19 protein-coding genes and 2 tRNA genes are annotated in these 23,242 nt (G+C 62.7%); 5 read left to right on the plus strand and 16 right to left on the minus strand.

The window, feature by feature from the left end:
- Window positions 1-9 precede the first annotated feature (9 nt).
- The 7 genes from ACZ2GY_RS10080 to leuC all read right to left on the minus strand — a co-directional run bounded on the left by ACZ2GY_RS10080 (window position 10) and on the right by leuC (window position 7,588).
- Window positions 10-1,005, minus strand: a complete 996-nt coding sequence (locus ACZ2GY_RS10080; protein WP_471671804.1) for a LacI family DNA-binding transcriptional regulator — start codon at window positions 1,003-1,005, stop codon at window positions 10-12.
- Between the two features lie 19 nt (window positions 1,006-1,024).
- Entirely contained in the window at window positions 1,025-2,158 is a 1,134-nt protein-coding gene (locus ACZ2GY_RS10085; RefSeq protein WP_404800718.1) for a D-alanine--D-alanine ligase family protein, read from the minus strand.
- Window positions 2,155-3,180, minus strand: a complete 1,026-nt coding sequence (locus ACZ2GY_RS10090) for an NAD(P)H-dependent glycerol-3-phosphate dehydrogenase (RefSeq protein ID WP_277358481.1) — start codon at window positions 3,178-3,180, stop codon at window positions 2,155-2,157. Before ACZ2GY_RS10090 ends, ACZ2GY_RS10085 begins: the two co-directional genes overlap by 4 nt.
- Entirely contained in the window at window positions 3,177-3,935 is a 759-nt protein-coding gene (locus ACZ2GY_RS10095) for a lysophospholipid acyltransferase family protein (protein ID WP_277358480.1), read from the minus strand. Before ACZ2GY_RS10095 ends, ACZ2GY_RS10090 begins: the two co-directional genes overlap by 4 nt.
- Window positions 3,936-3,952: 17 nt before the next feature.
- A complete protein-coding gene (gene murA, locus ACZ2GY_RS10100; protein WP_056548381.1) occupies window positions 3,953-5,296 on the minus strand; it encodes a UDP-N-acetylglucosamine 1-carboxyvinyltransferase in 1,344 nt (447 codons plus the stop codon).
- 196 nt (window positions 5,297-5,492) lie between these two features.
- A complete protein-coding gene (gene leuD, locus ACZ2GY_RS10105; protein ID WP_277358479.1) occupies window positions 5,493-6,092 on the minus strand; it encodes a 3-isopropylmalate dehydratase small subunit in 600 nt (199 codons plus the stop codon).
- 23 nt (window positions 6,093-6,115) lie between these two features.
- Window positions 6,116-7,588, minus strand: a complete 1,473-nt coding sequence (gene leuC, locus ACZ2GY_RS10110) for a 3-isopropylmalate dehydratase large subunit (protein ID WP_346028158.1) — start codon at window positions 7,586-7,588, stop codon at window positions 6,116-6,118.
- A gap of 114 nt (window positions 7,589-7,702) precedes the next feature.
- Between leuC and ACZ2GY_RS10115 the strand changes: the two genes are divergently transcribed.
- Both ACZ2GY_RS10115 and ACZ2GY_RS10120 read left to right on the plus strand, forming a co-directional pair.
- Window positions 7,703-8,422 carry an IclR family transcriptional regulator gene (locus ACZ2GY_RS10115; RefSeq protein WP_056548220.1) on the plus strand — a complete coding sequence of 240 codons (720 nt, stop codon included), beginning with the start codon at window positions 7,703-7,705 and terminating at the stop codon, window positions 8,420-8,422.
- Window positions 8,423-8,516: 94 nt separating this feature from the next.
- Window positions 8,517-9,047, plus strand: a complete 531-nt coding sequence (locus ACZ2GY_RS10120) for a DUF1697 domain-containing protein (protein WP_471671805.1) — start codon at window positions 8,517-8,519, stop codon at window positions 9,045-9,047.
- Between the two features lies 1 nt (window position 9,048).
- Here the strand turns inward: ACZ2GY_RS10120 and ACZ2GY_RS10125 are convergent, their stop codons facing one another.
- The 7 genes from ACZ2GY_RS10125 to ACZ2GY_RS10155 all read right to left on the minus strand — a co-directional run bounded on the left by ACZ2GY_RS10125 (window position 9,049) and on the right by ACZ2GY_RS10155 (window position 15,992).
- Entirely contained in the window at window positions 9,049-10,707 is a 1,659-nt protein-coding gene (locus ACZ2GY_RS10125; RefSeq protein WP_471671806.1) for a GTPase family protein, read from the minus strand.
- Window positions 10,704-12,509, minus strand: a complete 1,806-nt coding sequence (locus tag ACZ2GY_RS10130; protein ID WP_346028155.1) for a dynamin family protein — start codon at window positions 12,507-12,509, stop codon at window positions 10,704-10,706. Before ACZ2GY_RS10130 ends, ACZ2GY_RS10125 begins: the two co-directional genes overlap by 4 nt.
- Before the next feature lie 102 nt (window positions 12,510-12,611).
- A tRNA-Glu gene (locus ACZ2GY_RS10135) sits at window positions 12,612-12,684 on the minus strand.
- Window positions 12,685-12,814: 130 nt separating this feature from the next.
- Window positions 12,815-12,886 (minus strand) — tRNA-Gln (locus ACZ2GY_RS10140).
- A gap of 68 nt (window positions 12,887-12,954) precedes the next feature.
- Entirely contained in the window at window positions 12,955-13,683 is a 729-nt protein-coding gene (locus ACZ2GY_RS10145; protein ID WP_277358474.1) for an HAD family hydrolase, read from the minus strand.
- Complete coding sequence (gene gltX, locus ACZ2GY_RS10150; RefSeq protein WP_471671807.1) at window positions 13,673-15,172, minus strand: glutamate--tRNA ligase; 1,500 nt, start codon at window positions 15,170-15,172, stop codon at window positions 13,673-13,675. The genes ACZ2GY_RS10145 and gltX overlap by 11 nt, the downstream gene beginning before the upstream one ends.
- Before the next feature lie 46 nt (window positions 15,173-15,218).
- Window positions 15,219-15,992: a fumarylacetoacetate hydrolase family protein gene (locus ACZ2GY_RS10155; RefSeq protein WP_471671808.1), complete on the minus strand. Its 774-nt coding sequence runs from the start codon at window positions 15,990-15,992 to the stop codon at window positions 15,219-15,221.
- Window positions 15,993-16,449: 457 nt separating this feature from the next.
- Between ACZ2GY_RS10155 and ACZ2GY_RS10160 the strand changes: the two genes are divergently transcribed.
- Complete coding sequence (locus ACZ2GY_RS10160) at window positions 16,450-17,478, plus strand: hypothetical protein (protein WP_471671809.1); 1,029 nt, start codon at window positions 16,450-16,452, stop codon at window positions 17,476-17,478.
- Between the two features lie 79 nt (window positions 17,479-17,557).
- On the opposite strand, the gene ACZ2GY_RS10165 is transcribed toward ACZ2GY_RS10160, so the two are convergent.
- On the minus strand, window positions 17,558-17,749 hold the full coding sequence (locus ACZ2GY_RS10165; RefSeq protein WP_204530983.1) for a hypothetical protein: 192 nt from the start codon (window positions 17,747-17,749) through the stop codon (window positions 17,558-17,560).
- A 424-nt stretch (window positions 17,750-18,173) separates the two neighbouring features.
- Between ACZ2GY_RS10165 and ACZ2GY_RS10170 the strand changes: the two genes are divergently transcribed.
- A complete protein-coding gene (locus ACZ2GY_RS10170) occupies window positions 18,174-19,031 on the plus strand; it encodes a hypothetical protein (protein WP_471671810.1) in 858 nt (285 codons plus the stop codon).
- A gap of 64 nt (window positions 19,032-19,095) precedes the next feature.
- On the opposite strand, the gene ACZ2GY_RS10175 is transcribed toward ACZ2GY_RS10170, so the two are convergent.
- Complete coding sequence (locus ACZ2GY_RS10175; protein ID WP_346028150.1) at window positions 19,096-20,655, minus strand: chitinase; 1,560 nt, start codon at window positions 20,653-20,655, stop codon at window positions 19,096-19,098.
- A gap of 237 nt (window positions 20,656-20,892) precedes the next feature.
- Between ACZ2GY_RS10175 and ACZ2GY_RS10180 the strand changes: the two genes are divergently transcribed.
- Window positions 20,893-23,217 carry a glycosyltransferase family 2 protein gene (locus tag ACZ2GY_RS10180; RefSeq protein ID WP_471671811.1) on the plus strand — a complete coding sequence of 775 codons (2,325 nt, stop codon included), beginning with the start codon at window positions 20,893-20,895 and terminating at the stop codon, window positions 23,215-23,217.
- Window positions 23,218-23,242 lie beyond the last annotated feature (25 nt).

The raw sequence follows: 23,242 nt of genomic DNA on the forward strand, positions 1-23,242 counted from the left end.
ATCTGCCGGCTAAGGCGCAGAAGTGCAGCGCCCGGTTGAGCTTCGCACGAGGAACTCGGGGCGGAACGAGACAGAGGCCGGAGCATCGTCGTTCACCACTGACTCAATTCCGGCGGCCACAATCGCGGCTTCGTCCCAGCCAAAGGTGGTGAGGGCGGGGCTGATGAGGGGAGCCAACTCGCTGTCGTCGAAGCCCAGAATCGAGACGTCTCGGGGGATGTCCAGATTAAGGGACCTGGCGGCCCGGTACGCGCCGAAGGCGAGCGAATCACTCAGGCACAGCAACGCCGTCGGACGCGCTTTACGGGCAAGGAGGGCCGTTGCCGCTTCCGCTGCACCGGCAACTGAGGACGCCGACGACGCAACGGCAACGCTCATTCCCCTCTCCTGGCCCAGTTGCTGCACCAGCAGCTGCGCCGGGCGGCCGGGCGTCGACGGCAACGACGGCGCAAGAAGCCCGATGGACTGATGCCCCAGTTCGGCGAGGTGTCCGAGTGCGGTGCTGATCCCGTACTCATTGTCGAACAGTACGGTGTGTGCAACCGGCCGGTGCAGGAGCGCGTCCCCGATCGATACCAGTTGAATTCGCTCGGGAACCTCAGCCCAGTAGAGCGCGGATGGATCGACCGGTAGCACTATTGCTGCATCCACCCGGCGAAGCGTGAGGGCGCGCAGCGCGTTCCGCTCGCGTTCAGGGGATGTATCGACGTCGGAGATTGCCGAAAACATGCCTTGCTCGTGCAGCGCCTCAGACAGCATCACCGCAAGGCCCTGACGCCAGAGGTCTCCCAGCGATCCGATGATTGCCACGTTTCCGCTGCGGCCTCCCGCGAGGGCGCGGGCTACCGGATCCGCAGTCCAACCCATGTCCCGGGCGATGCCCTGTACCCGGGCAATGGTTTTCTCAGAGCCACGAATCCCCCGCAGCGCGTAGGACGTGGCTGCTTTGGAAAGACCCGCCGCGAGGGCGATATCACGGAGGGTAGGCCGCCTTGGCTCGTTCATGAACTGGTCCCGGCTGCGCCTAGCGCAGGCCCGTCTTGCGTTCGAGCGCCAGCTCGATGAGTTCGTCGATCAGTTCAGTGTAGGTCAGCCCCGACTTTGCCCACATTTGCGGGTACATGCTGATCGGGGTGAAGCCGGGCATCGTGTTGATCTCGTTGATGATGAGCTCGCCGGCAGGAGTGTAGAAGAAGTCAACCCGGGCAAGCCCCTCGGTGCCAAGTGCGTCGAATGCATGGGCAGCCAGCGCCCGAACACGATCCGTGACATCCGGCGGGAGGTCAGCCGGGCAGCTCAGCTCCGCTGCGGCACCGTCAACGTATTTTGCCTCGAAGTCATACCACTCGTGCTCCCCGGGCTGGACTGCAACCTCCCCAGGCAGGCTGGTGCGCGGCTCATCCAGGCCCCGACCCTGCAGGACCGCGACCTCGATCTCCCGGCCAGTGATCCCGGCCTCGACGATCACCTTCGGGTCGAACTGGCGCGCGGTTTCCACGGCTGCCTCAAGTTCCGCCGGAGAGGCCGCGCGCGAGATGCCCATCGACGAACCCGCGCGGGCCGGCTTGACGAAGACCGGGAATTCGAGCTTCCCGGCACGTTCAAGGCATCCTGAACGGTTGCGTGACCATTCCCGGTCGGTGAGCACCTCGTACGGACCGACGCTAAGTCCCGCGGAGGCAAATACGACCTTCATATAATGCTTGTCCATCCCCACGGCGGACGCCAGAACGCCTGCGCCGACGTAACGGATGTCGGCCATCTCGAGCATTCCCTGGAGGGTGCCGTCCTCGCCGAAGGGGCCGTGCAGCAGCGGCAGCACGACATCCACTGCGCCAAGGCTGCGTGGCATCCGTTCCGTTGCGGTTGCCACGAGTTCCTGTGCTGCACCGCCGTCGGAAGCTGTTGCCAGCACCACGGACTCCGGCGACACCGGAACCTCCGGAAGCACTGTCGAGCGCAGCGACCACTGGGACGGATCCAGGGACACCAATGACCACTGACCGTTCTTCGCAATACCCACCGGAACGACCTCATACTTGCTGCGGTCAATCGCTTCCAGCACGCCTGCGGCAGTCACGCAGCTCACTGCATGTTCACTCGAGCGCCCGCCGAAGAGCACAAGGACGCGGGGCTTCGCAGATAGGGTCACAATCAGCCTTCGGATTTCAGTTCGCGGGCCAGCAGTCGCGGGCCGAGATCATGTACGGACAGGTTGCCCTGAAGTACCGCAACAACACTATCCGTAATGGGCATATAGACCTTGAGTTGGTGCGCGAGATCAAGCACCGCCTGTGCGGATTTGATGCCCTCGGCCGTCTGGTTCATGTGCGCTGTTACTTCATCAAGGCTGAGCCCCTGGCCCAGCAGCCTGCCAGCCGTGTGGTTACGTGAGAGCGCGGATGAACACGTGGCGATGAGGTCTCCCATACCGGCAAGCCCGGACATTGTCTCCGGTTCCCCACCCAGCGCAACGGCGAGCCGCGTTGTCTCGGTGAGACCACGCGTGATGACCGAGGCCTTGGTGTTATCCCCCATCTGCTTGCCCTCGCAAATGCCGACCGCCAGTGCGATGACGTTCTTCACGATGCCGCCGATTTCCACCCCGACCACATCGGTGTTGGTATACGGCCGGAAATATGTTGCCGTGCAGGCTGCGGCAATCCACGTGGCCACTTCGGCATCCGGGCAGGCCACCACAGAGGCGGTCGGCTCACAGCGGGCGATCTCCATGGCCAGATTGGGACCGGAGACAACGGCGATGCGGTCCTCGGGAAGGCCGAGTTCTTCGGCAAGAACCTGGCTCATGCGCGCGTCGGTGCCGACTTCCAGGCCCTTCATCAGCGAAACGACCACTGCATCCGGTGAGATCAACGGCTTCCAGGCTGAAAGCTGCGAGCGAAGGGACTGAGCCGGCACCGCAATGACCACGAGCTCCACGCCGTCAAGGACGGCAGCAGTATCAGTGGAGCAGCTGATGTTGTCAGGTAATACCGTCTCGGCAAGGTAGCGGCTGTTTGTGTGGTGGGTGTTGATTTCATCGGCGATCTCCCCGCGACGCGCCCACAGGCGCACCTGTGTGTCAGCACTCTCACCGGCGTCAGCCAGCACCTTCGCGAACGTGGTCCCCCAGCTACCGGAGCCCAGAACGGCAACGACGGCGGGAGGCCGACGGGTCACTGAGCCTCACCCGCAGGCGACCGGAAGTTTCGACCCGTCTGCTTCTGGTTCTTTGACGCAGGGTCCCACCGCTGGGCCGGCGGTGTTTCGCCGCGCAGCTCGGCAACGAGCTCGGTCAGCGCATCCATGATGCGGGTAGTTGCCGCATCCAGCGTGGTACGGGTAATGGGGCCGCCGTGGAACTCAGAGAGGTCCACAGGCTTCCCCACGAGGACGCGGGACTTCTTGCGCGGAAACAGGTAGAGGCGCTTCGCGTAGCGCGGAAAAACCTCCTGCGCGCCCCAGTGTGCAATGGGAACAACCGGCGCACCCGTCTGAAGGGCCAGGCGCGCAGCACCGGTGCGGCCCTTCATGGGCCACATGTCAGGATCCCTCGTCAGCGTCCCTTCGGGGTAGATGATGATTCCTCCGCCGCCGTCGATCGCCTCTCTGGCGACATCGAGCGAGTGGTTGGCTCCCGCCGTCGTCCGTTCCACCGGCACCTGCAGTGTGGCACGCAACGCGGCGCCGAATACCGGAACCTTGAACAGCGATGCTTTCGCGAGGAAGTGCGGCAGCACCTTGTTGTTGTAGAGGAAATGCCCGATCACAATTGGGTCGATCTCCGTGACGTGGTTGGGGCACACGATGAAGCCGGTGTCGCGTGGGAGGTTCTCGGCGCCTTTCCATTCCTTGGCCATCATTGCATTCATGAGGGGCCGGAGAATGGTGGCTAGAATCGCGAAGGTTGCGCGGGACGAAGCGGGTTCGGTCATGCTGTGTGCGGCCGCGTTCAGCGGCCGATTCCCGCGTCTGCCGTTTCGGCGACGTCAAAATCAGCGCCGAGTCCTTCAAGCTTGTCCTGGAACCGCTCGTAACCGCGGTTGATGAGCTCGATACCGGTGACGCGGGAAGTTCCGTTCGCCGCCAATGCGGCGATGAGGTGGCTGAATCCGCCGCGAAGATCCGGCACGTCGATGTCGGTTCCGTGCAGTTGCACAGGCCCGGAGATGACGGCTGAATGCAGGAAGTTCCGCTGGCCGAATCGGCAGGGGACGCTGCCGAGGCATTCGCGGTGCACCTGAATGTTGGCGCCCATGCGCACGAGGGCGTCAGTGAAGCCGAAGCGGTTCTCATACACGGTCTCGTGCACGATCGAGACGCCCTCCGCCTGCGTAAGCGCAACCACCAGCGGTTGCTGCCAGTCAGTCATGAAACCGGGGTGGACGTCCGTCTCCAGAACCAGAGGCGAGAGCTTGCCGCCCGGGTGATAGAAACGGATGCCGTCGTCATTCACATCGAAGGCACCGCCGATTTTGCGGTATGTGTTCAGGAAGGCGGTGAGGTCCAGCTGGCGTGCACCTTCAACATAGATGTCGCCGCGCGTTACCAGAGCAGCAGAAGCCCACGACGCCGTCTCATTGCGATCGGAGATGGCCTTGTGGTTGAAGCCGCCCAACTCGGCCACTCCCTCGATCCGGATTGTCCGGTCCGTCTGCACGGTGATGATGGCGCCCATCTTCTGCAGCACGGCGATGAGATCCATGATCTCCGGCTCAACGGCTGCGCCCTTGAGCTCGGTGATGCCCTCTGCGCGGGTGGCGGTCAGCAGCACCTGCTCGGTGGCACCGACACTCGGGTACGGCAGCTCGAGCTTTGCTCCGTGGAGACCCTTGGGCGCGGAGATCGAGATCCCGCCGGGACGCTTGTCGACCACGGCACCGAAATTCCGCAACACCTGAAGGTGGTAGTCAATGGGCCGGTCGCCAATTTTGCATCCACCGAGGTCCGGGATGAATGCCTCACCGATGCTGTGCATGAGCGGACCACAAAAGAGAATGGGAATGCGGGAATCGCCGGCGTGCGCGTCGATGTCCTTCGACGCTGCCATTTTGGCGTTGGCGGGATCCATAGTGAGGTCTCCGGTGACCGGATCCTTGCTCACCTCGACGCCATGCAGCTTCAAAAGGCTGGTGACGACCTCGACGTCCTTGATCTCAGGGACGTTCCTGAGAACCGACGGAGAGTTCCCCAGAAGCGCAGCGACCATCGCTTTCGGTACCAGATTCTTGGCACCGCGGACGGTGACCTTGCCTGCGAGAGGGACACCACCACGGATTGTCAGAACGCTACCCATGAACACCTATTTCCTTCAACGTGTAAGCCCCAACAGCAGATAAGACTCCTGCTAAGCATAGGAGCTACTGTTACCAGACTGAAATACCGACGGCTTGTCAGCGGGACCGTGTTGGTCCCTTCACGGAGTGCAAACAGCCCGGCTCAGTCCGAAATTCCGGTGCGGGACGTGATTTTCCTTGCACCGGTGAACCAGGTCAGGTTCGGGCAGGCAGGGTTGTGGGCTTGAAGCTCGGGCGCACGGCTTCATAAGCGGTGATGGCCTCTTCATGGCGCAGCGTCAGTCCAATGTCATCGAGCCCTTCCAGGAGACGCCAGCGTGTGTAGTCATCGATCTGGAACCCGGCGATGATCGCCCCGCAGGTAACCAGACGTGACTCGAGGTCGACTGTAATCTCGGTGCCCGGATGGTTCTCGAGCTCTTTCCAGATCAGCTCGATGTCGTCCTGGGCCACCTGAGCGGCTACGAGCCCCTGCTTGCCGGAGTTACCGCGGAAGATATCGGCGAACCGCGACGCGAGCACAGCCCTGAAACCGAAATCCTTCAACGCCCAGACGGCGTGCTCCCGGGAGGACCCGGTACCGAAGTCAGGTCCTGCAACCAGCACCGAACCGTGGTTGAACGGCTCCCGGTTGAGGATGAAGTTCTCGTCCTTCCGCCATGCGGCGAACAGCGCGTCTTCGAACCCGGTTCGGGTGATCCGTTTCAGGTAGACGGCCGGGATGATTTGGTCAGTGTCCACGTTGCTCTGCCGCAGGGGAACGCCGATCCCGGTGTGTGTAGTGATCTTTTCCATGGTCTTCTCCTCTTGCCCCGGTCTCAGGCAGCGTGGATGGTGGAGCTGTTTCCGGCCTGCACCGCCGCGGCGGGCGGTACGGGGTCCAGATCGGAAGGCGAACTCAGCGTTCCGCGCACGGCAGTGGCTGCCGCGACGACGGGAGAAACCAGGTGCGTCCGCCCGCCCTTGCCCTGACGGCCTTCGAAGTTGCGGTTCGATGTCGACGCGCACCTCTCCCCCGGCGCCAGCTGGTCCGGGTTCATGCCCAGACACATCGAGCACCCGGCGAAGCGCCATTCCGCACCGAATTCCTTGAAAACCTTATCCAGTCCCTCTGCCTCAGCCTCAAGGCGCACGCGGGCGGAACCGGGCACCACCATCATGCGGATGTCCGGATCTTTCTGCCGTCCACGAATGATGTCCGCTGCCAGCCGCAGGTCCTCAACGCGGCTGTTGGTGCACGAACCCAGGAAGACGGTGTCCACCCGGATGTCCTTCATTGGCGTACCGGCTTCAAGGGCCATGTACTCCAGCGCCCGGCTGCAGGCCGCCTTCTCATTTTCGTCGGCGAAGTCATCCGGAGACGGGACTGCCTGGCTGAGCGAGACGCCCTGACCGGGGTTGGTTCCCCACGTGACGAATGGTTCGAGCTCATCCGCGTCCAGGAAGACCTCCGCGTCGAACACCGCGTCATCGTCGGTTCGAAGCGTGCGCCAGTTCTCGACGGCGGCGTCCCAGTCCTCACCCTGCGGTGCGTGGGGACGACCCTTGAGGTACTTGAAGGTGGTGTCATCCGGTGCAACCATGCCGGCCCGGGCTCCGGCCTCGATCGACATGTTGCAGATGGTCATGCGGGCGTCCATGGACAGGGCACGGATAGCGGAGCCCCGGTACTCCAGGACATAACCCTGCCCGCCGCCGGTTCCGATCTTGGCGATGACAGCCAGGATGATGTCCTTGGACGTAACGCCCGGCTTGAGCGTCCCCTCGACGTTGATCGCCATGGTCTTGAACGGGTTCAGGGAAAGGGACTGGGTGGCCATGACGTGCTCGACCTCGGAGGTTCCAATGCCCATGGCCAGCGCTCCGAAGGCGCCGTGCGTGGAGGTATGCGAGTCTCCACACACCACGGTGAGTCCGGGCTGGGTGAGGCCGAGCTGCGGACCGATGATGTGAACGATGCCCTGCTGCGCGTCCCCCAGCGAGTGCAGCCGGACACCGAACTCCTTGCAGTTGGCGCGCAGGGTCTCTATTTGCGTGCGGCTCGTCACGTCCGCGATCGGCTTGTCAATGTCGATCGTCGGAGTGTTGTGGTCCTCGGTGGCAATTGTCAGATCCGGCCGGCGCAGCTTCCGGCCGGCCAAGCGGAGGCCCTCGAACGCCTGCGGGGAGGTGACCTCATGGACGAGGTGCAGGTCAATGTACAGCAGGTCCGGCTCGGCCTGTCCATTGACAACCTCACCCTTGCGCACAATATGCGATTCCCAGACTTTTTCTGCGAGCGTCTTGCCCATGGCCGGTTCCTCCGCGTGCCTTGATCAGATCTTTCAATAACTGAAGCAGGAGCGTGTCCATGCGCGCCACTCCGAACACTTGCGTCTCAGATAATGAGACGGCAATATCAGTCTATGGACAATTCTAGTGGTGTCGGCGTCATTGATAAAGCGGCTCTTGTTCTGGACGCGTTGGAAGCCGGCCCAACTACGCTCGCCCAACTGGTTACGTCCACCGGCCTGGCACGTCCGACAGTTCACCGGCTCGCCCTCGCGCTGGTTCACCACCGACTGGTCAGCAGGGATATCCAGGGCAGGTTTGTGCTGGGTAGCCGCCTTGTGGAGCTAGCCTCCGCCGCAGGAGAGGATCGGCTGATTGCCTCCGCCGGTCCCGTCCTCCTCCAGTTGCGCGATGCAACCGGCGAGAGCGCCCAGCTCTTCCGGCGCCAGGGAGACGCACGGGTCTGCGTCGCCTCTGCCGAACGCCCGATCGGCCTGCGCGACACCATTCCGGTAGGTACCCAATTATCGATGAGAGCCGGATCAGCCGCCCAGTGCCTCCTCGCCTGGGAAGATCACGACCGCCTTCTCCAGGGCCTCCAGAACGCACGGTTCACGCCCACCGTGCTGGCAGGAGTACGACGGCGGGGCTGGGCTCAGAGCCTCGGTGAACGTGAGGCCGGGGTCGCCTCGGTTTCGGCCCCGGTGCGCGGCCCTTCCGGGCGCGTCATCGCCGCCGTGTCGATCTCCGGCCCCATTGAACGCCTCACTCGCCAGCCCGGCAGGATCCATGCCGAGGTTGTTGTGACCGCCGCACTCCAGCTGACCAACGCAATCGGCAAGTCCGCGGAATAACGGAACTTTTGCGGATCTATGGCGGCTTCGGATGCTGACCACGTCGCCGCAGCTGCCCGAAATTTGCTGGAACCTGGAGCGCTAGGCTGACCTTATGACCAGATATGCGGTCTTTCTGCGCGGCGTCAACGTAGGCGGCGTCACCATCAAGTCAGCAGACCTTCGGGCAACCTTTGAGGGGCTCCCTGTCTCCGGTGTGAGAACCTTGCTGGCGTCCGGCAACATCGTCTGCAGCAGCGACCTCACAGCGGATGAGCTGAAATTCCAAAGCGAACAATCGCTGCGGCAGCGCTTCGGGTATGAAGCCTGGGTGGTTGTGCTGGACGCCGCCACCGTGGGAAGCATTGTTGAGGACTGTCCCTTTCCAGCGGACGATCCAGACACGCACACCTACCTCACGCTCTTCTCCGACCCCGCCGTGCTGACCGGGATGGTCGAGTTCGCTTTCTCGATCAATGAACCGGTCCAGCCCCTCGGGACCATCGCCGCTGCCTGGCAGACGCCGAAGGGCGGAACCCTGGACAGTCCGCTCAACGCCTTCACCAACCGGGCTGCCTTCAAAAGGGCAACGACCACGCGAAACCTGCGCACGCTACAGAAGGTGCTCGCCGCCCTGCAGGGCTGACTTACCGGCGTGAACCCGCTGCAGCCACAGCGCGGACGAAGCCGTTGTAGCGTTCGATCTCCGCCGCCGCCGGCCCAACCGCCACCGTCTCTGTGGTCTCGCTGATCGAGGCGACCAGCCGCCGTCGTACGCGCTTTCCCCGCCTCCGGGCTCCGAGGCGAGCCAGCCCGGCACACAGAAAGCCGATCGCTATGCCTGCTGCCACTCCCCCTACGGCCAGCAGCGTCGGAACGGGAATCCCCTCTACGGTCGGTGATTCCGGAACAGGAAACTGCAGGAACGCCAGCGCTGCCAGCAGCGCCAGCCAACCGATTCCCACCACCATCGCGGCCAGGAAGAGCCATTGCAGCACCCCGGCCACCGGCCACCACCAGGCCCGTGAACCGGAGGCGAAATCAGTGCGGGCAACAGCCTCATCCAGATGCTCCAGAAGCTCCGGTTCAGGGCTCTTCGCTGCGTCGCGAATGGCTGTCCGCCACGGTTCCACCGCACCGGCTGAGAGCTCGTCGCCGAACGTTCTCAACGCCCGGTCAACGGACGCCCGCTGCGCCGGGCCGGGTTCCGGGAGGGACGTCCGGCCGACGAAGTCCTGCACGTCCCCACGCCGGAGGTTGAGGCGCCGCAGCGGATCCGAGCGGAGTCTGCCGAGCCAGCGCGTTACCGGCCACCCCGTGACAGCGTGGGCGTCCCGGCGGTAGGAACGGACGACGGCGTCGATCACCGCATCAGCACCTGTGGCCCCCGCGAGGCGGTCCGAGAGCGCAGCACGCGCCGCTTTCGACGGAGGCGGAAGTTCTGGGCCGCTGAACTTCTGCAGCGATTCAACGGCGACGTCGACGTCCGCTGACAACCGACCGGTCGCGGCCTCCTTCCGGCGCACGATGGTTCTGATCTCTTCGGCGAGGCCACCCAAGCCTGTTCCGGTGAGTGCGGAGACCGTGTGGACTACGGCGGAGCCATGGCCTTCAGCGGCCAGAATCTGTTTCAGCGATCCGGTTACCTGCGTGAGGTCGGATTCCGAGAGCCTGTCAGACTGATTCAACGCAACCAGTATGACGGACTCGTGGGTTGCCAGCGGTTCCAGAAACTCCCGGTGCAGGGCGGCGTCCGCGTATTTCTGCGGATCGGTGATCCACAGCAGGACATCCACCTGCCCTGCAAGACGCTCCACAATCACGCGGTGCCCTAGCTCCGTCGAATCGAAGTCCGGCAGGTCGAGCAGGATCAACCCGCCGTCAACGCCGCCGTCGCTGCTGCCACGTCTGCGGTCGCCGGAAACGGCGAGCAGTTGCGCGCCGTCCGGCATGACGTGGCGGTTGGGCACCTGCAGCCAGTCGAGCAGATCCTCGCTTCCATCCTCGTTCCAGATCACTGCAAGAGGTTCGGCGGTTGTTGGGCGGCGTGCGGCAACCCGCGCCAGATCAGTTCCGGTGAGCGCGTTCAGCAGCGACGACTTGCCGCTGCCTGTCGGTCCGAAAATACCCACCACAGTGTGTGCTGAGGACAGAGACCTGCGCGAGCTCGCCCGGTCCAACACCTCGTAGACGGCGCCGAGCTGATCCTCATCAACCCGCCCCTCAGCCAGCTCCCGGGCTGCGTTGAGCGACTCGAGGCGAACCTGCAGTCGCGAGGATGATCCCTCTCCGCGGTGCCGGCTCACTGCCCACCCTCCGGCAGGGCGCCGTCGTTCCGCAGATCCTCAGCCACTGAGCGCCGCTGCGTCAGATTCACAGCCAGTGCGCGGAGGTCCTGCGAAGTTGGTTCCCCAGCCAGTACGTGCAGCGTGTCGGTGAAGCGCTTCCGCTCTTCTGCGAGCAGCTTCTCGCATCGTTGCTGCAGCTGCATGCGCGCCGTCCGTGTAAGCCGCCGTACCGCTTCTTCGCCGAAGATGGCCTCCAGCAGCTTCTGCCCGACGACGGCGGAGCCGCCTGCAATGAGGACCTCACCTCCCGTGAGGCCGGCAGTGGATGCGAATACAACGATCATGAGCGCCACTGCAACACCGTTGACCCCGAAGGAGAGCATCCTGGCGGCGAAACGCTTGTCTGCACCCTCGGAACGCACCAGGTCCAACAGATCTTTCTGCCACGCACGGATTTCGCGGGCGACGGTGTCGGTGAAATCAGGTGACATGACGGGGGTTCCAGGATCCAGCAGCGCGCGCCCTGCAGGTTCGGCTCGCCATTGCCGCTGGGTGCGGTCGGCAGCCTTCGCCGCTTCCTCGACGATCACGGTCTGCAGTCCGCTTTCAATTGCATCCTCGACGGTTACCGCACGCGGGGGTTTGCCGGTAAGGAATCCGCCGATCCGGTCCCGGATGCGCCCAACCGTGGATTCCAGACCGCGCATGAACTCTCCGGTACCGACGAAGTCCTGCCACCGGGCAAGCACCTCACCGCGAAGCAGGGTGCCGTCCTTGGTCGACTCAAGGACGGCGTCGAGCGCTGCGGCGTATGACTCACGCGCCGCTTCCCCGAGCCGTGCGGCGGTTTCCGCCTGATCGTCGAGGGCATCGGCAACGTTCTGCACGCGGTGCCCGAGTGCCCTCAGCGCACCCTCCAGAGTGCGCCGGGCAATTTCCCGCCGGCCCTCCGCGTCAGCCGAAATAGCACGCAGCCAGCGCTGCAGCGGCTCCACGCTCTCCGGCGGGAGCATGCCGAGCGGGTCAAGCTGTTCTTCGGGAACCACGAAGATAGGAGCATGCCCCAGCTGCTCGGCGGCTAGCAGAGTGTGCAGATCAGCGCGCACCTCCTCCTCCACGCCGTGCGGAACCCGGTCAAGAACAATGGCGAGCAGAATGTCACGCTGCGCCGCTTCCCTCAGCAGCTTCCAGGGGACGGCGTCGGCATAGCGGTTCGCTGTAGTGACGAACAGCCACAGATCAGCTGCCGCCAACAGCTGTGAGGCGAGGCGGCGGTTTTCGTCTGCGATGGAATCGATATCCGGTGCATCCAGCAGGGCAAGCCCGAGGGGGATCATCGTGTCCGGTTGCAGCAGCAGTTGGGCCGCGCTGCCGGCGTCGTGCGTTGAAGGGATGTGGGACGCCGGCACGGTTTCCGCTTCCTCAGTGACGACGACGGCGCGCTGTCTGGTGAGCGAGGGCAGCACGCGGTCATCGGCGAACCAGTGCCCTTCCGCCGGGTGGTGCAGCAGGATCGGTTGGCGGGTAGTGGGCCTGATCGGTCCGGAGCGGGTCACCGGATGTCCCACCAGAGCGTTCACCAGTGTTGATTTGCCCGCTCCGGTGGAGCCGCCTACGACCGCCAGGAGCGGTGCGTCCAGGCTCTTGATGCGGGGCAGGATGTAGTCGTCGAGCTGCTCGGCCGCGGTGCGCGTTTGAAGTTTGGCGGCAGTAGCCCCGGGAGTGTCCAGGGGGAAGGTGAGACGGCTGAGCGTTTCGCGGACACTGCCCAGCAGATCGGCAAGCCCCGCAACATCAGCGTCCGGCAGCGAGGCATTCATGGTCCCATCATGCCAGTTCTGCACGTGTTGTCCGGGATTTGAGGAGTCGGCCGCTTAAATGAGAATCCGCCTCAACCGGAATGGTTGAGGCGGACCCTTGTGTGACCCCAGCGGGATTCGAACCCGCGTTACCGCCGTGAGAGGGCAGCGTACTAGGCCGCTATACGATGGGGCCAGTACTGAGTTGTTTGCCGGTCTCCCGCCAAACGAGCTAGATGATTCTTTCACATCCGATGCTGTGAAACCAAATTGAAGCAGACCGTTCCGCCGAGGCTTCTGTTCGCTCAATTTGTGCTTTTACAGCGCTGGGGTACCAGGACTCGAACCTAGAATGTTGGTACCAGAAACCAGTGTGTTGCCAATTACACCATACCCCAATGGCACTTTCGGGTGATGTTTACCCTGCTTCGCAGCAGGCCAACCTCCTCCGCGCCGAGAAACAACTTTACCGGATCTCCTGCACGATGCGCAAAACGTCGGTCAGGCTGGTGATCCGGTGGCCGCTGAAGCCCTCGTCTTGCCGACCGCGACGGTCCAGCCAGATGCCGATGAGCCCCGCCGCATCCGCTCCCTGTGCATCGACAACAGGGTTGTCCCCAACATAAAGGGTGTTTGCAGGATCGGTTCCGAGCAGCCGCGCACCCTCGAGATAGATCGCTGCATTGGGCTTTGCGACCCCGACGGCGTCGATTCCGACGAGCGCGGCGACCCGATGCAAGCCAGCTTTGTCCAGCTTTGCACGCTGGTAATCGTGCACGTTGTTACTGACCGCACCGTACGGGATTCCCAGCCGGTCCAGCTCATCGAGGACGGGAACGACGTCCTCATACGGTTCGAAGTGGAGCGGCAGTGTTGCCTCGTATGCTTTGTTCCACCGTGCCGCTGAAGCGCCTTCAAGCGGTTCACTGAGGAACTCGGCCTGGGCATGCCGAGCGCGGTGGATCCGTTGCTCCGTGAAGCTCAGTTCTCCGGCCAGGAACTGGTCGTAGTAGCCGTGCGGATCCCGGGTGTACAACGACTTGTATTCCGCCCACTCGGCCTCGGTGAGATGCGCCAGGGTTTCAGCCCCGATGTGGTGCAGGGTGCGCCCCATCGCAGTCTCAAGGTCCACCAGGGTGTCATCGATATCGAAGAGGACCCCCTGAATGGAATGCGCGGTTAGCTCACTGACCACGCAGAGTCCTTATTCGGGCGAGCGACGACTCCTTGCCGAGAATCACCATGGATTCGAACAACGGCGGTGAGATTTTGCGTCCCGACACCGCAGTCCGCACCGGCCCGAAGGCGAGCCTGGGTTTGAGCCCAAGCTCGTCGACGAGGGCAGCGCGCAGAGCCGCCTGGATGGAGTCAGCGGTCCAGTCCCCGAGGGGTTCGAGCGCTCCGAGCGCGGCATCGAGAACCTCTTCGTAGTTGGCGGGCAGGCCTTTGCTGGCATCGGCAGCGACCTCCACCTCGCCGTCCGGATGGAACAGGAAGCCGAGCATCTCAGGTGCCTCCCCCAAAAGGGTGATCCTTTCCTGGATGAGCGGCGCTGCCTCAGTGAGAATGGACAGCTCGCCGGGGCTGAGAGTCTGACCGACCAGACCTGCCGACTGCAGGTATGGAACCAGCCGCATCCGGAAGTCCTCAGGGTCCAGCAGGCGCACGTGTGAACCGTTGATGGCTTCGGCCTTTTTGACATCAAAGCGTGCCGGGTTGGCGAGGACATCATGGATGTCGAACTTCTCAACGAGTTGGTCCACGGTGAAGATATCCTCGTCAGCGCTAAGGGACCAGCCGAGCAATGAGAGGTAGTTAAGGAGTCCTTCCCGGATGAACCCGCGCTCCCGGTGCAAGAAAAGGTTCGACTCGGGGTCACGCTTGGACAGCTTCTTGTTGCCCTGGCCCATGACATAGGGCAGGTGACCGAAGAGCGGCATATACCGGGCCACGCCGATATCGATGAGGGCCCGGTACAGCGCAACCTGGCGGGGCGTCGAGGAAAGGAGGTCCTCACCGCGCAGCACATGGGTAATGCCCATCAGCGCGTCATCGACCGGGTTTACCAGCGTATAGAGAGGTGCGCCGTTTGCCCGCACTACTGCAAAGTCCGGCACGCTCCCGGCTGCGAACGTGATGTCTCCGCGCACAAGGTCGGTGAAGGTGATGTCCTCGTCCGGCATGCGTAAACGCAGAACGGCAGGACGACCTTCCGCTTCGTAGGACGCCTTCTGATCCGCTGAAAGACTGCGGTCAAAATTGTCGTACCCGAGCTTCACATCCCGGCCGGCGGACCTGTGCCGCTCCTCGACCTCGTCCGGTGTGGAATAAGACTTGTACAGATGCCCGGCAGCGACGAGCCGCGAAATGACATCCTGGTAGATCCCGCTCCGCTGCGACTGACGGTAGGGAGCGTGCGGTCCTCCGACCTCCACGCCCTCATCCCAGTCGATCCCCAGCCACTTCAGCGCATCGAGGAGCTGCTCGTAGCTCTCTTCGCTGTCACGCGCGGCGTCCGTGTCCTCGATGCGGAAGATCATCTTTCCACCGGTATGTCTCGCATATGCCCAGTTGAACAGGGCGGTCCGGATCAAACCGACATGCGGGACTCCGGTAGGCGATGGGCAGAAGCGAACCCGTACGGGAGTTTCGGGCGTGACAGTGGGGAGATCAGCAGTAGTCATGATGGGCTCAGTCTACTGTCCTGGCTGTTGGCCACGGGCAGTCCTGTCAGCGGCGCACCGGGTTGGACAGCCTGCCGATCCCCTCGATCTCCACGTCATACCTCTGCCCCTCGTTGATCAGGCCCACACCGGCAGGGGTTCCGGTAAGAATGATGTCGCCGGGCAGGAGAGTGAAGGCCTGGGAGACGTAGGAAACCAGCTCTTTCACACCCCAGATCATCTGGCTGGTGGTGCCGTCCTGCATCAGTTCTCCGTCGAGCCATCCGCGGACGGCAAGGTTCTCGGTATCAAGCTCCGTTTCGATCCAGGGCCCGATCGGGCAGGAAGTGTCAAACCCCTTCGCCCGGGCCCACTGGTTGTCAGTCTTCTGGATATCGCGGGCCGTGAGGTCATTGGCGCAGGTATACCCGAACACGACGTCATCCACCCGCTCTATGGGCACGTCCTTGCAGATCCGGCCGATGATGACGGCCAGTTCGGACTCGTAGGAAATCTCGTCAGAGAAAGACGGAAGCACGACAGGATCTCCGGGACCCACAACCGATGTATTGGGCTTGAGGAACATCAGCGGCGCCGGCGGCACCTCGTTCCCCAGCTCGGCGGCATGGTCAGCATAGTTGCGGCCGATACCGATGACCTTACTGCGCGGAATCACCGGCGCCAGCAGCCGGACATCCTCCAGTTTGTGGCGCACGCCCGTCGGCTGTACCCCTTCGTAGAATGGGTCGCCGCTGATGACGGCTACCTCTTCTTCGCCAACGAGGCCCTCAACAAGGCCGAACGCTGGATCATCATTGAGCACAAATCGGGCTATACGCATAAACACAGGCTAGTACAGACCTGGTCAGTAAACGTTAGAAACCGTTCAGGGAACATTGGTCCTCTGAACGGTCCCAGTGTCAAACTTCAGCGGTGATCAGTGAGGCCAGTCATCAATGAGCGTGCCATACGTGACAACACCCGTCCTCTGTGTGGGTGCGCTGTCCTTGGCTACAGCCGCAGACCCCCCTCCCACTGCCAGGGCCGCTGTAAGCAGGAGAACTGCGGAGAGTCGTTTCATAACGGATTCCTTAAAGGTAGGAGTGCAGCGTCACCGACACCAGATGACTTCAGTATACGAAGCAACTGTGATGTGCAACACCCCTTGTGACTGGATCTCTTTAGCTTTGCCCGACTCTGTCTCAACCGGCCCTTTCCACATAAACTCAGAGACAGTCACGTCGAGTGCGCCGGGAATACCCTGCCAGTCCGACGCAGCCTTTGAACAAGGGGGAAGTGTGGCAGCACAGCAGTCAGGCGAACTCGTGATGTACGAGCTGCGTGCCCGTGAAGCGTGGAGCCAGCGCGATTATCGGGCGGCGCGGCTCCTTGCAGCGGCCGCGGTCGAATTGACGGCGCACGCCCAGGATCATCATTCCTGGTGGAACATGACCTTCCTTCAGGCCGAGTGCCTGCGCGAGGAAAGCTCGCTGGAAGAGTCGCTCCAGTTCGCGGAGACGCTCGGAATCAGCCCTCTTACCATGGAATCGGAAGCACTGAAGGCCCGCGTCCATACTCTCGCGGCTGTCTGCCAGCAGGGCCTGGGACATCTCGACGAGGCCGTGGATAGCGCTACAACCGCGGTGAAAAGTGCATCAACGATTGCCGACTCCCCAGAGCTTCAAATAGAGGCCCATCATGCTCTGATAGCTGCGCTTGCCGAAAGTGACCGGTTGGATGAAGCCTGGAGCACGTGCCTGGACCTCTCAACCCACATCACGCCCGCTATCCACACCCAGACCGCGGGGAAGGCCTATTGGGTCATTGGAAATGTGGCATTCATGCGCCATCAGGTAGGCGACGGCATCCGGTTCCACGGGCTCGCAGCGGAACAGCTCACGCCAAACAATGATCTTGACCTATGGGCTCGATTCAACCGGGCATCCGCTTCCCGGCGCCTGGCAGCCGGCGTCGTCGATGCGGAGACGCTTGAGTGCATCGAGCGGGCGGAGATCGCCAGCTCAATCGTCGGCGGCACGGAGCGGGACCAACTCCAGCTTTCTCTCACCAGGGCTCACTGGCTCTTCCTCACGGGCCAACTCAACGCCGCAGTCGAACGCCTGCGGCCAATCTGCGCCGATGGTTCGGCGCTCTCCCGGCAGACAGAGGGAGAGGCAAACCTGCTGCTAGCCCAGGCGCTGTCGGCCCGCGGGGAGGAGCTCGAGGCTTTCGCTCACTTCGAAACCAGTGAACAGTGCTTCGACGACGCCGGTGCACCGGACAGGGCCGCGCACGTCCGCGACATTGTGGCCGACATTCGAAGCTGAAGTTACTCCTGCAGGCATGCAAAAGGCCGTGAAGATCAGCTAATTAGCTTGCTCTCCACGGCCTTTGGAACAATGACGACTAAACAGCCTGGTATGTGCTGTCCGGCCAGTTGCCGATCTTGGCGGTCGTCGTGCTGTCCGGCCAGTTACCGATCTTCGTTGTAGTCGTTGTGCCATCGGGCCAGTTGCCGATTTTTGCAGCCTGAGCAGCCGTGCCGCCCCCAACCAGAAGCAACGCAGTCAGCAACAGAGTTGCGGAGACCTTTTTCATACTTGTTCCTTGTCACTTGATGGACGCAGAAGAACGATATGCCTTCTGCGTTGCACAGCATCCCCAGTATATGGATTCAAATACAGCGGTCCAGAGCTTTTTGCCTCATCTTTTCCGCAGTTTTACCCTTCAAATTCGAACTCTCGTGAATTCGTCGGGATACACCCGAGGAATTGGCTCTTTGTTCTGACAGAATGATGGCCGGGGATCCATCTGAGGACAGCGTTGGAACGAGGCCATGAATCAAACCCAGCAGCCCGGTGAGCACGTCTTCCTGGAATTGCGCGCGCGCGATGCGTGGAGCCAGCGAGAGTACGACAGTGCTTTGAGTATCGCTCGTGAGGCGGCCGGGTTAGCAGCGAGCCAAGGCGACGAAAACGCTTGGTGGAACATGAGTTTCCTGGAAGCTGAATGTTTCAAAAAGTTGGGCAAGATAAGTGAGGCAGAAGCTCAGGCACGGTCGCTACGAGAGCATCCGCTAACCGGTCGGTACCCGGACCTATCTTCGAGAGTCGCCACCTTTCTAGCTGTCGCCCTGCAGGGCCAGGGTGACCTTGCGGCAGCTGCCGGCGAAGCAAGGCGAGCTGTCGCCCTGGCGGCCTCTGCCGCTGACTCGCCGGACCTGCGCATCACTGCCCAGCATGCACTCATTGCAGCCCTCGCGGAGAGCGACCAGCTTGATGATGCATGGGAAGAGTGCCTCCGCCTGGCTGAACTCATCACACCTGACGTCAACTCACAAACTGCCGGCAAGGCCTACTGGGTCATCGGGAATGTGGCCTATCTTCGGCGGGATGCAGCTACAGGAACTGATTACCACCGGCGCGCGGCCAGTAATCTTTCACCCTCGAACGACCTTGACCTGTGGGCCCGGTTCAATCGCGCTTCCGCCGCGCTTCGCCTGGCCGGCGGCGTTGTGGAGCCTGAGACGCTTGAGTGTATCGAAAGGGCTGAGCTGGCTGCCTCCATTGTGGGCGGAAGCGAGCGGGACAAGCTTGAGCTGTCCCTCACCCGTGCACACTGGCTGTTCCTTACTGCACAGTACGATGCTGCCGTAGAACGATTGAGGCCTATCTGCGACGCGTCTTCCCTTATTGCCAGCCAGACGGCCGCGGAAGCGTACCTGCTGTTAGGGCAGGCGCTCGCGCGGTCCGGCGATGCGCTGGAAGGGCTGTTCCAGCTCGAAAAGAGCCAGGAACTGTTCAGGCAATCAGGTGCCCCCGACCGCGAGGCGCAGGTCGGGAAGCTGATCGACGAGGTCCACCGACGGGCCGAAGCCTAGGCCTGGGCCCCCGGACGTTCTCCCCGCCAACGGCCAGTCAAAGCTTCTCCCCGCCAACGTCCAATCAAGGCTCCAGTTCCTCGAGTACGTCCTGAACCTCATCATTGGAGAACTTACGCCACGGGGACGCATCGGAGGTCTGTAGTGCTGCCTCCGGGCTGTCGCTCCGATTCCACCACTTCGCTTCGAAGACATGGCCGTCGAACAGGATCCGATCGCCCTTCTCATACGTCTTCTCGGCATCCCAGCCGGGGTAAGTTCCTGCCGGAGCAGTCACAACAGGGACCGGCTTTTCTCCGGGCAGTACCGGACCGATCAGCGTCCACGGGGTCTCGGCAGCCTGCAGCACCGGGTTATCCGGCAGGTCACCCGAGGTCCAGTACTTCGCTGAATACACTTTGCCGCGCCACACGACGCGGTCATCCAACACGTAGGTCGCTTCCTCTGACCAGATCGGGTACGGGCTGGTCTCCGGATCATCAACGACCAGCTCGGGTGTGGGTTCGTCTGTGGTGGGTGCCGAATTCAGGGTCGCCGCGCGCCCCTCGAATCCTGCGCCCAGAACGTCCGCGAACAGCGTGCCGTCCTGCTCAATGCCGCTGCAGCTGTCCGACACGATCTTCGCGTTGCCATAGTTGTCGCTGCAGGTGGCATCACGGTTGAGCGACCACATTGACATCCGCCCAACGCCTGTTTCCAGGGCGAAGGCGTTGAAAGCGGCAGCTGCTTCCAGGTCGAACACCTCTGCCGGGACATCATTTTGACCGATCATGGGCGTCAGCCCGATCTTCTTCCACAGCGTCTGCGGACCGAGGCTGGTGCCCGCCCTGTCATAAAGGATTCCGAGTTGGGCGTGAGTTGCCCGAGCAGCCGCGACTGAAGCGTCCAGCTGGGAAACCCCAGGTTCCCTGCTTCCGCCGTAATCCATGGTCATGATATTCACGCCCGCGAGATCCACGCCGCCCTCAAGCATGGTTGTCACCGCGTCGGTGCCCTGAAGGGTCAAACCCGACGGGGCCACAGGCAGCGTCAGCCAGACGTTGAGTGGCTTGCCATCCGCACGCCGTTCCTCCTGCAACGCGGCCACCGCTTCTGCCCTACGTGCCGCAGCTTCGGAATCGGCCAGGTCCTCACCCTCGATGTCGAGGTCGATTGTTGTCAGGTTGTACCGTTCAACGACGGCACGGTAAGCGCTTGTGAGTTGGCGGACGTCCGTACAGGTCCGGGCCAGCTCATTGTTGATCAGCCCGCCGAACGACACAGCGACCTCGCCGCCATCCTGGATCAGCCGCGCAATTCGACGGTCGAGATCCAGCTCCGACTGCGCCTCGTCCAGCGAGTACGCAGCACCCCACGATGGGCGGCAGTCCTCGGCAGGATCAGCAACAATGAACGACAACACGACGCTCTTGCCCTGCTCCGAGGCGGGCTGCTCGAAAGGATAGAAAGGCGTTGCGGTGGCATCCACATACCCGGCGAACCACGATCCGCCGTTGGCGGCAGCGCGCACATCCTCGAGCCGGTTCCAACCCACAACAGTGGACGCTACCAGCGTGCCGACGATGGCAGCCAGGACGGTGAGGCGCACAGGCGAAAGCCGGCGGCCGGGAAAACGTTTGGACATGGGTCCCCCAGATACAAGACCGTTCGGACGGGAACGGTGAGCGTATCGTAACGGTGGAAGAGCACTGAATCAAAATGGTGTACTGTTTCGTCCGTCACATCCCGCACACCGATTCCGCTGAGCCGTCACCTCAGCCGGACCGGGATAGACACTGCTGAACGTCGGGCCCGTCACCTGCCGCAGCGACACTCACAGGACTCTCCGTAAGGAATGTCCATCAGATTATTTGGGGGGCGGATGAACCAGCAAGTCTCTGTGCCGGAATCGGCTGTCGGTGCGTCTTCGACGTCCGGCACGGTATCGCGGCGGCGTCAGTGGGGATCGGAGAAGCGGTCCGAACCGCTTTCGATTGTCCATCCGGCACCCTCGCGCCGGAAGGTCGCGCTGGGCCGGTTGGCGATCGTGGTCACAATCCTCGGATGGGTTGCGTATGTCGTCTCGACGATCCTGAGGGAGCTCGCAGAGAACCCGTCGGCCAGCTTCCGATTCCAGCTCGAAGCGGTTTTCTACCTCGTGGTGGTCACCTTCCTGACATTCTCCGCACTGATGTACCTGCTGGCCCGGCAGGGAGCGCTGTACCGTTTCCGCGACCACCGCCGCGTCCCGCGCGGTGAACTCGATCGGCACTTCGCCCGCTACGACGAGAGCATCACTGTCCTGGTGCCGTCCTACGCTGAAGAGCCCGAGGTGGTCCGCGCAACGCTCTGGTCCGCGGCGCTTCAGGAGTTCCCCAACCTGCGGGTCACGCTGCTGCTCGATGACCCGCCGTTTCCAACAGACCCGGGCGTTCTGGCCCGGCTTGAGGCCACGCGTGCACTCGCTGCCGAGATCGAAGGCCGGCTCCTCGAGCCCTCCATGCGCTTCACCAGCGCACTGTCCGCATACCAGGAGCGCCTGGCGTCGGACACGCCGGCCAGCGATGAACTGCCGCGCCTGATCGCCGAATACGAGGCAGCCGCGGTGTGGCTGGAAACGATGGCTGAGAATGAGACCGTCGGGGATCACGTCGATGAATTCTTCGTTGACCTGGTGCTGATGGGCCTGGCGCGTGAATTGCGCCTGACCGTTCTCGCTCTGACCGCTGCCGACGCCCAGCACGCTGCGCCGGACCCGGACCGAATGGTGGAGCTCTACGTGCGCCTGGCACGCATCTTCACCGCTTCCATGAACACGTTCGAGCGCAAGCTCTACGCCTCCCTCTCACACGAGGCGAACAAGGCAATGAACCTCAACGCCTACATTTCCCTCATGGGCGGGCGTTGGCACAAAGAGAAGGCGGCCAACGGCGTTGTGCTTCGTCCTGCCACAGAACACCACGTCGATGACCTGGAGATCCCAGACTCGACTTACCTGCTCACGCTCGACGCCGATTCCCTCCTGCTGCGCGATTACTGCCTCCGCCTGGTTCACCTGCTGGAGTCACCCGGTAATGAACGGGTGGCTGTCACGCAGACTCCCTACTCCTCGTTCCGCGGTGCGCCTACTCGTATTGAGCGCGTTGCCGGCGCCACGACCGACATCCAGCACATCCTTCACCAGGGCATGACCTACTACGGCGCCACCTTCTGGGTCGGCGCCAACGCAGTCATCCGCAAGCGCGCGATCGAAGACATTGTCGAGGTGGAGAGCGTTGGCGGATTCGATATCAAAACCTACATCCAGGACCGCACAGTCATCGAAGACACGGAGTCGAGTGTTGACCTCGGAACTCACGGCTGGACCCTGGTGAATTACCCCGAGCGGCTCAGCTACAGCGCCACACCGCCGGACTTCGGTTCACTCGTGGTGCAGCGGCGCCGGTGGGCCAACGGCGGGCTGCTGATCCTTCCCAAGCTGTGGAATCAGATGCGGGAGCGCAAACACCGCCGGGAACGTATCCTCGCGCGGGAGATCCTGCTGCGGGTGAACTACATGGCCTCCATCGCCTGGGCCAGTTTCGGTCTGCTGTTCCTGCTCGGCTACCCCTACGACAGCCGCTTACTCAGTCCGCTGGTGTTTATCACTGCGCTTCCCTATTTCCTGGCAATGGGCAGTGACCTCCGGGACTGCGGGCACCGCTTCAGCGATATTTTCAGGATCTACGGATTCAATATCGTGCTCCTGCCCGTGAATCTGGCCGGCGTCCTGAAATCCGTTCAACAGGCGTTCACCGGCGAGAAGATCCCTTTCGTCCGCACACCCAAGGTCAAAGACAGGACAGCTGCGCCGGCGCTCTATGTCGTTGTGCCTTTCCTGATTGTCGCGTACTCCCTCTTCACAGTCTGGCGGGATGTCGTCAGTGAAAATTGGGGCAACGCGGCCTTTGCGCTGCTCAACGCGTTTCTGGCCTTCTACGCCATCCGTGCCTACATCGGCCTGAAAAACTCTGCCGTGGACATGGTGCTGGGCGTGCTGAACTGGCTCCATGTCGCGCCTCGGGAGCCACGGCAGCAGCCGTCACCCGTCATCGACAAGGCACCCGAAGAGGCCGATTGGGAAGCGATCCTCTACCACGGCGACCGACGCCTGAACCGCGACATGCGTCAGGGCAATGACCGCCGCCGTCGTATTTCTGTACGGTAGTTTCAAGAACCGGATGCAGCGCCGT

The organism is Arthrobacter sp. KKT183 (assembly GCF_055657625.1).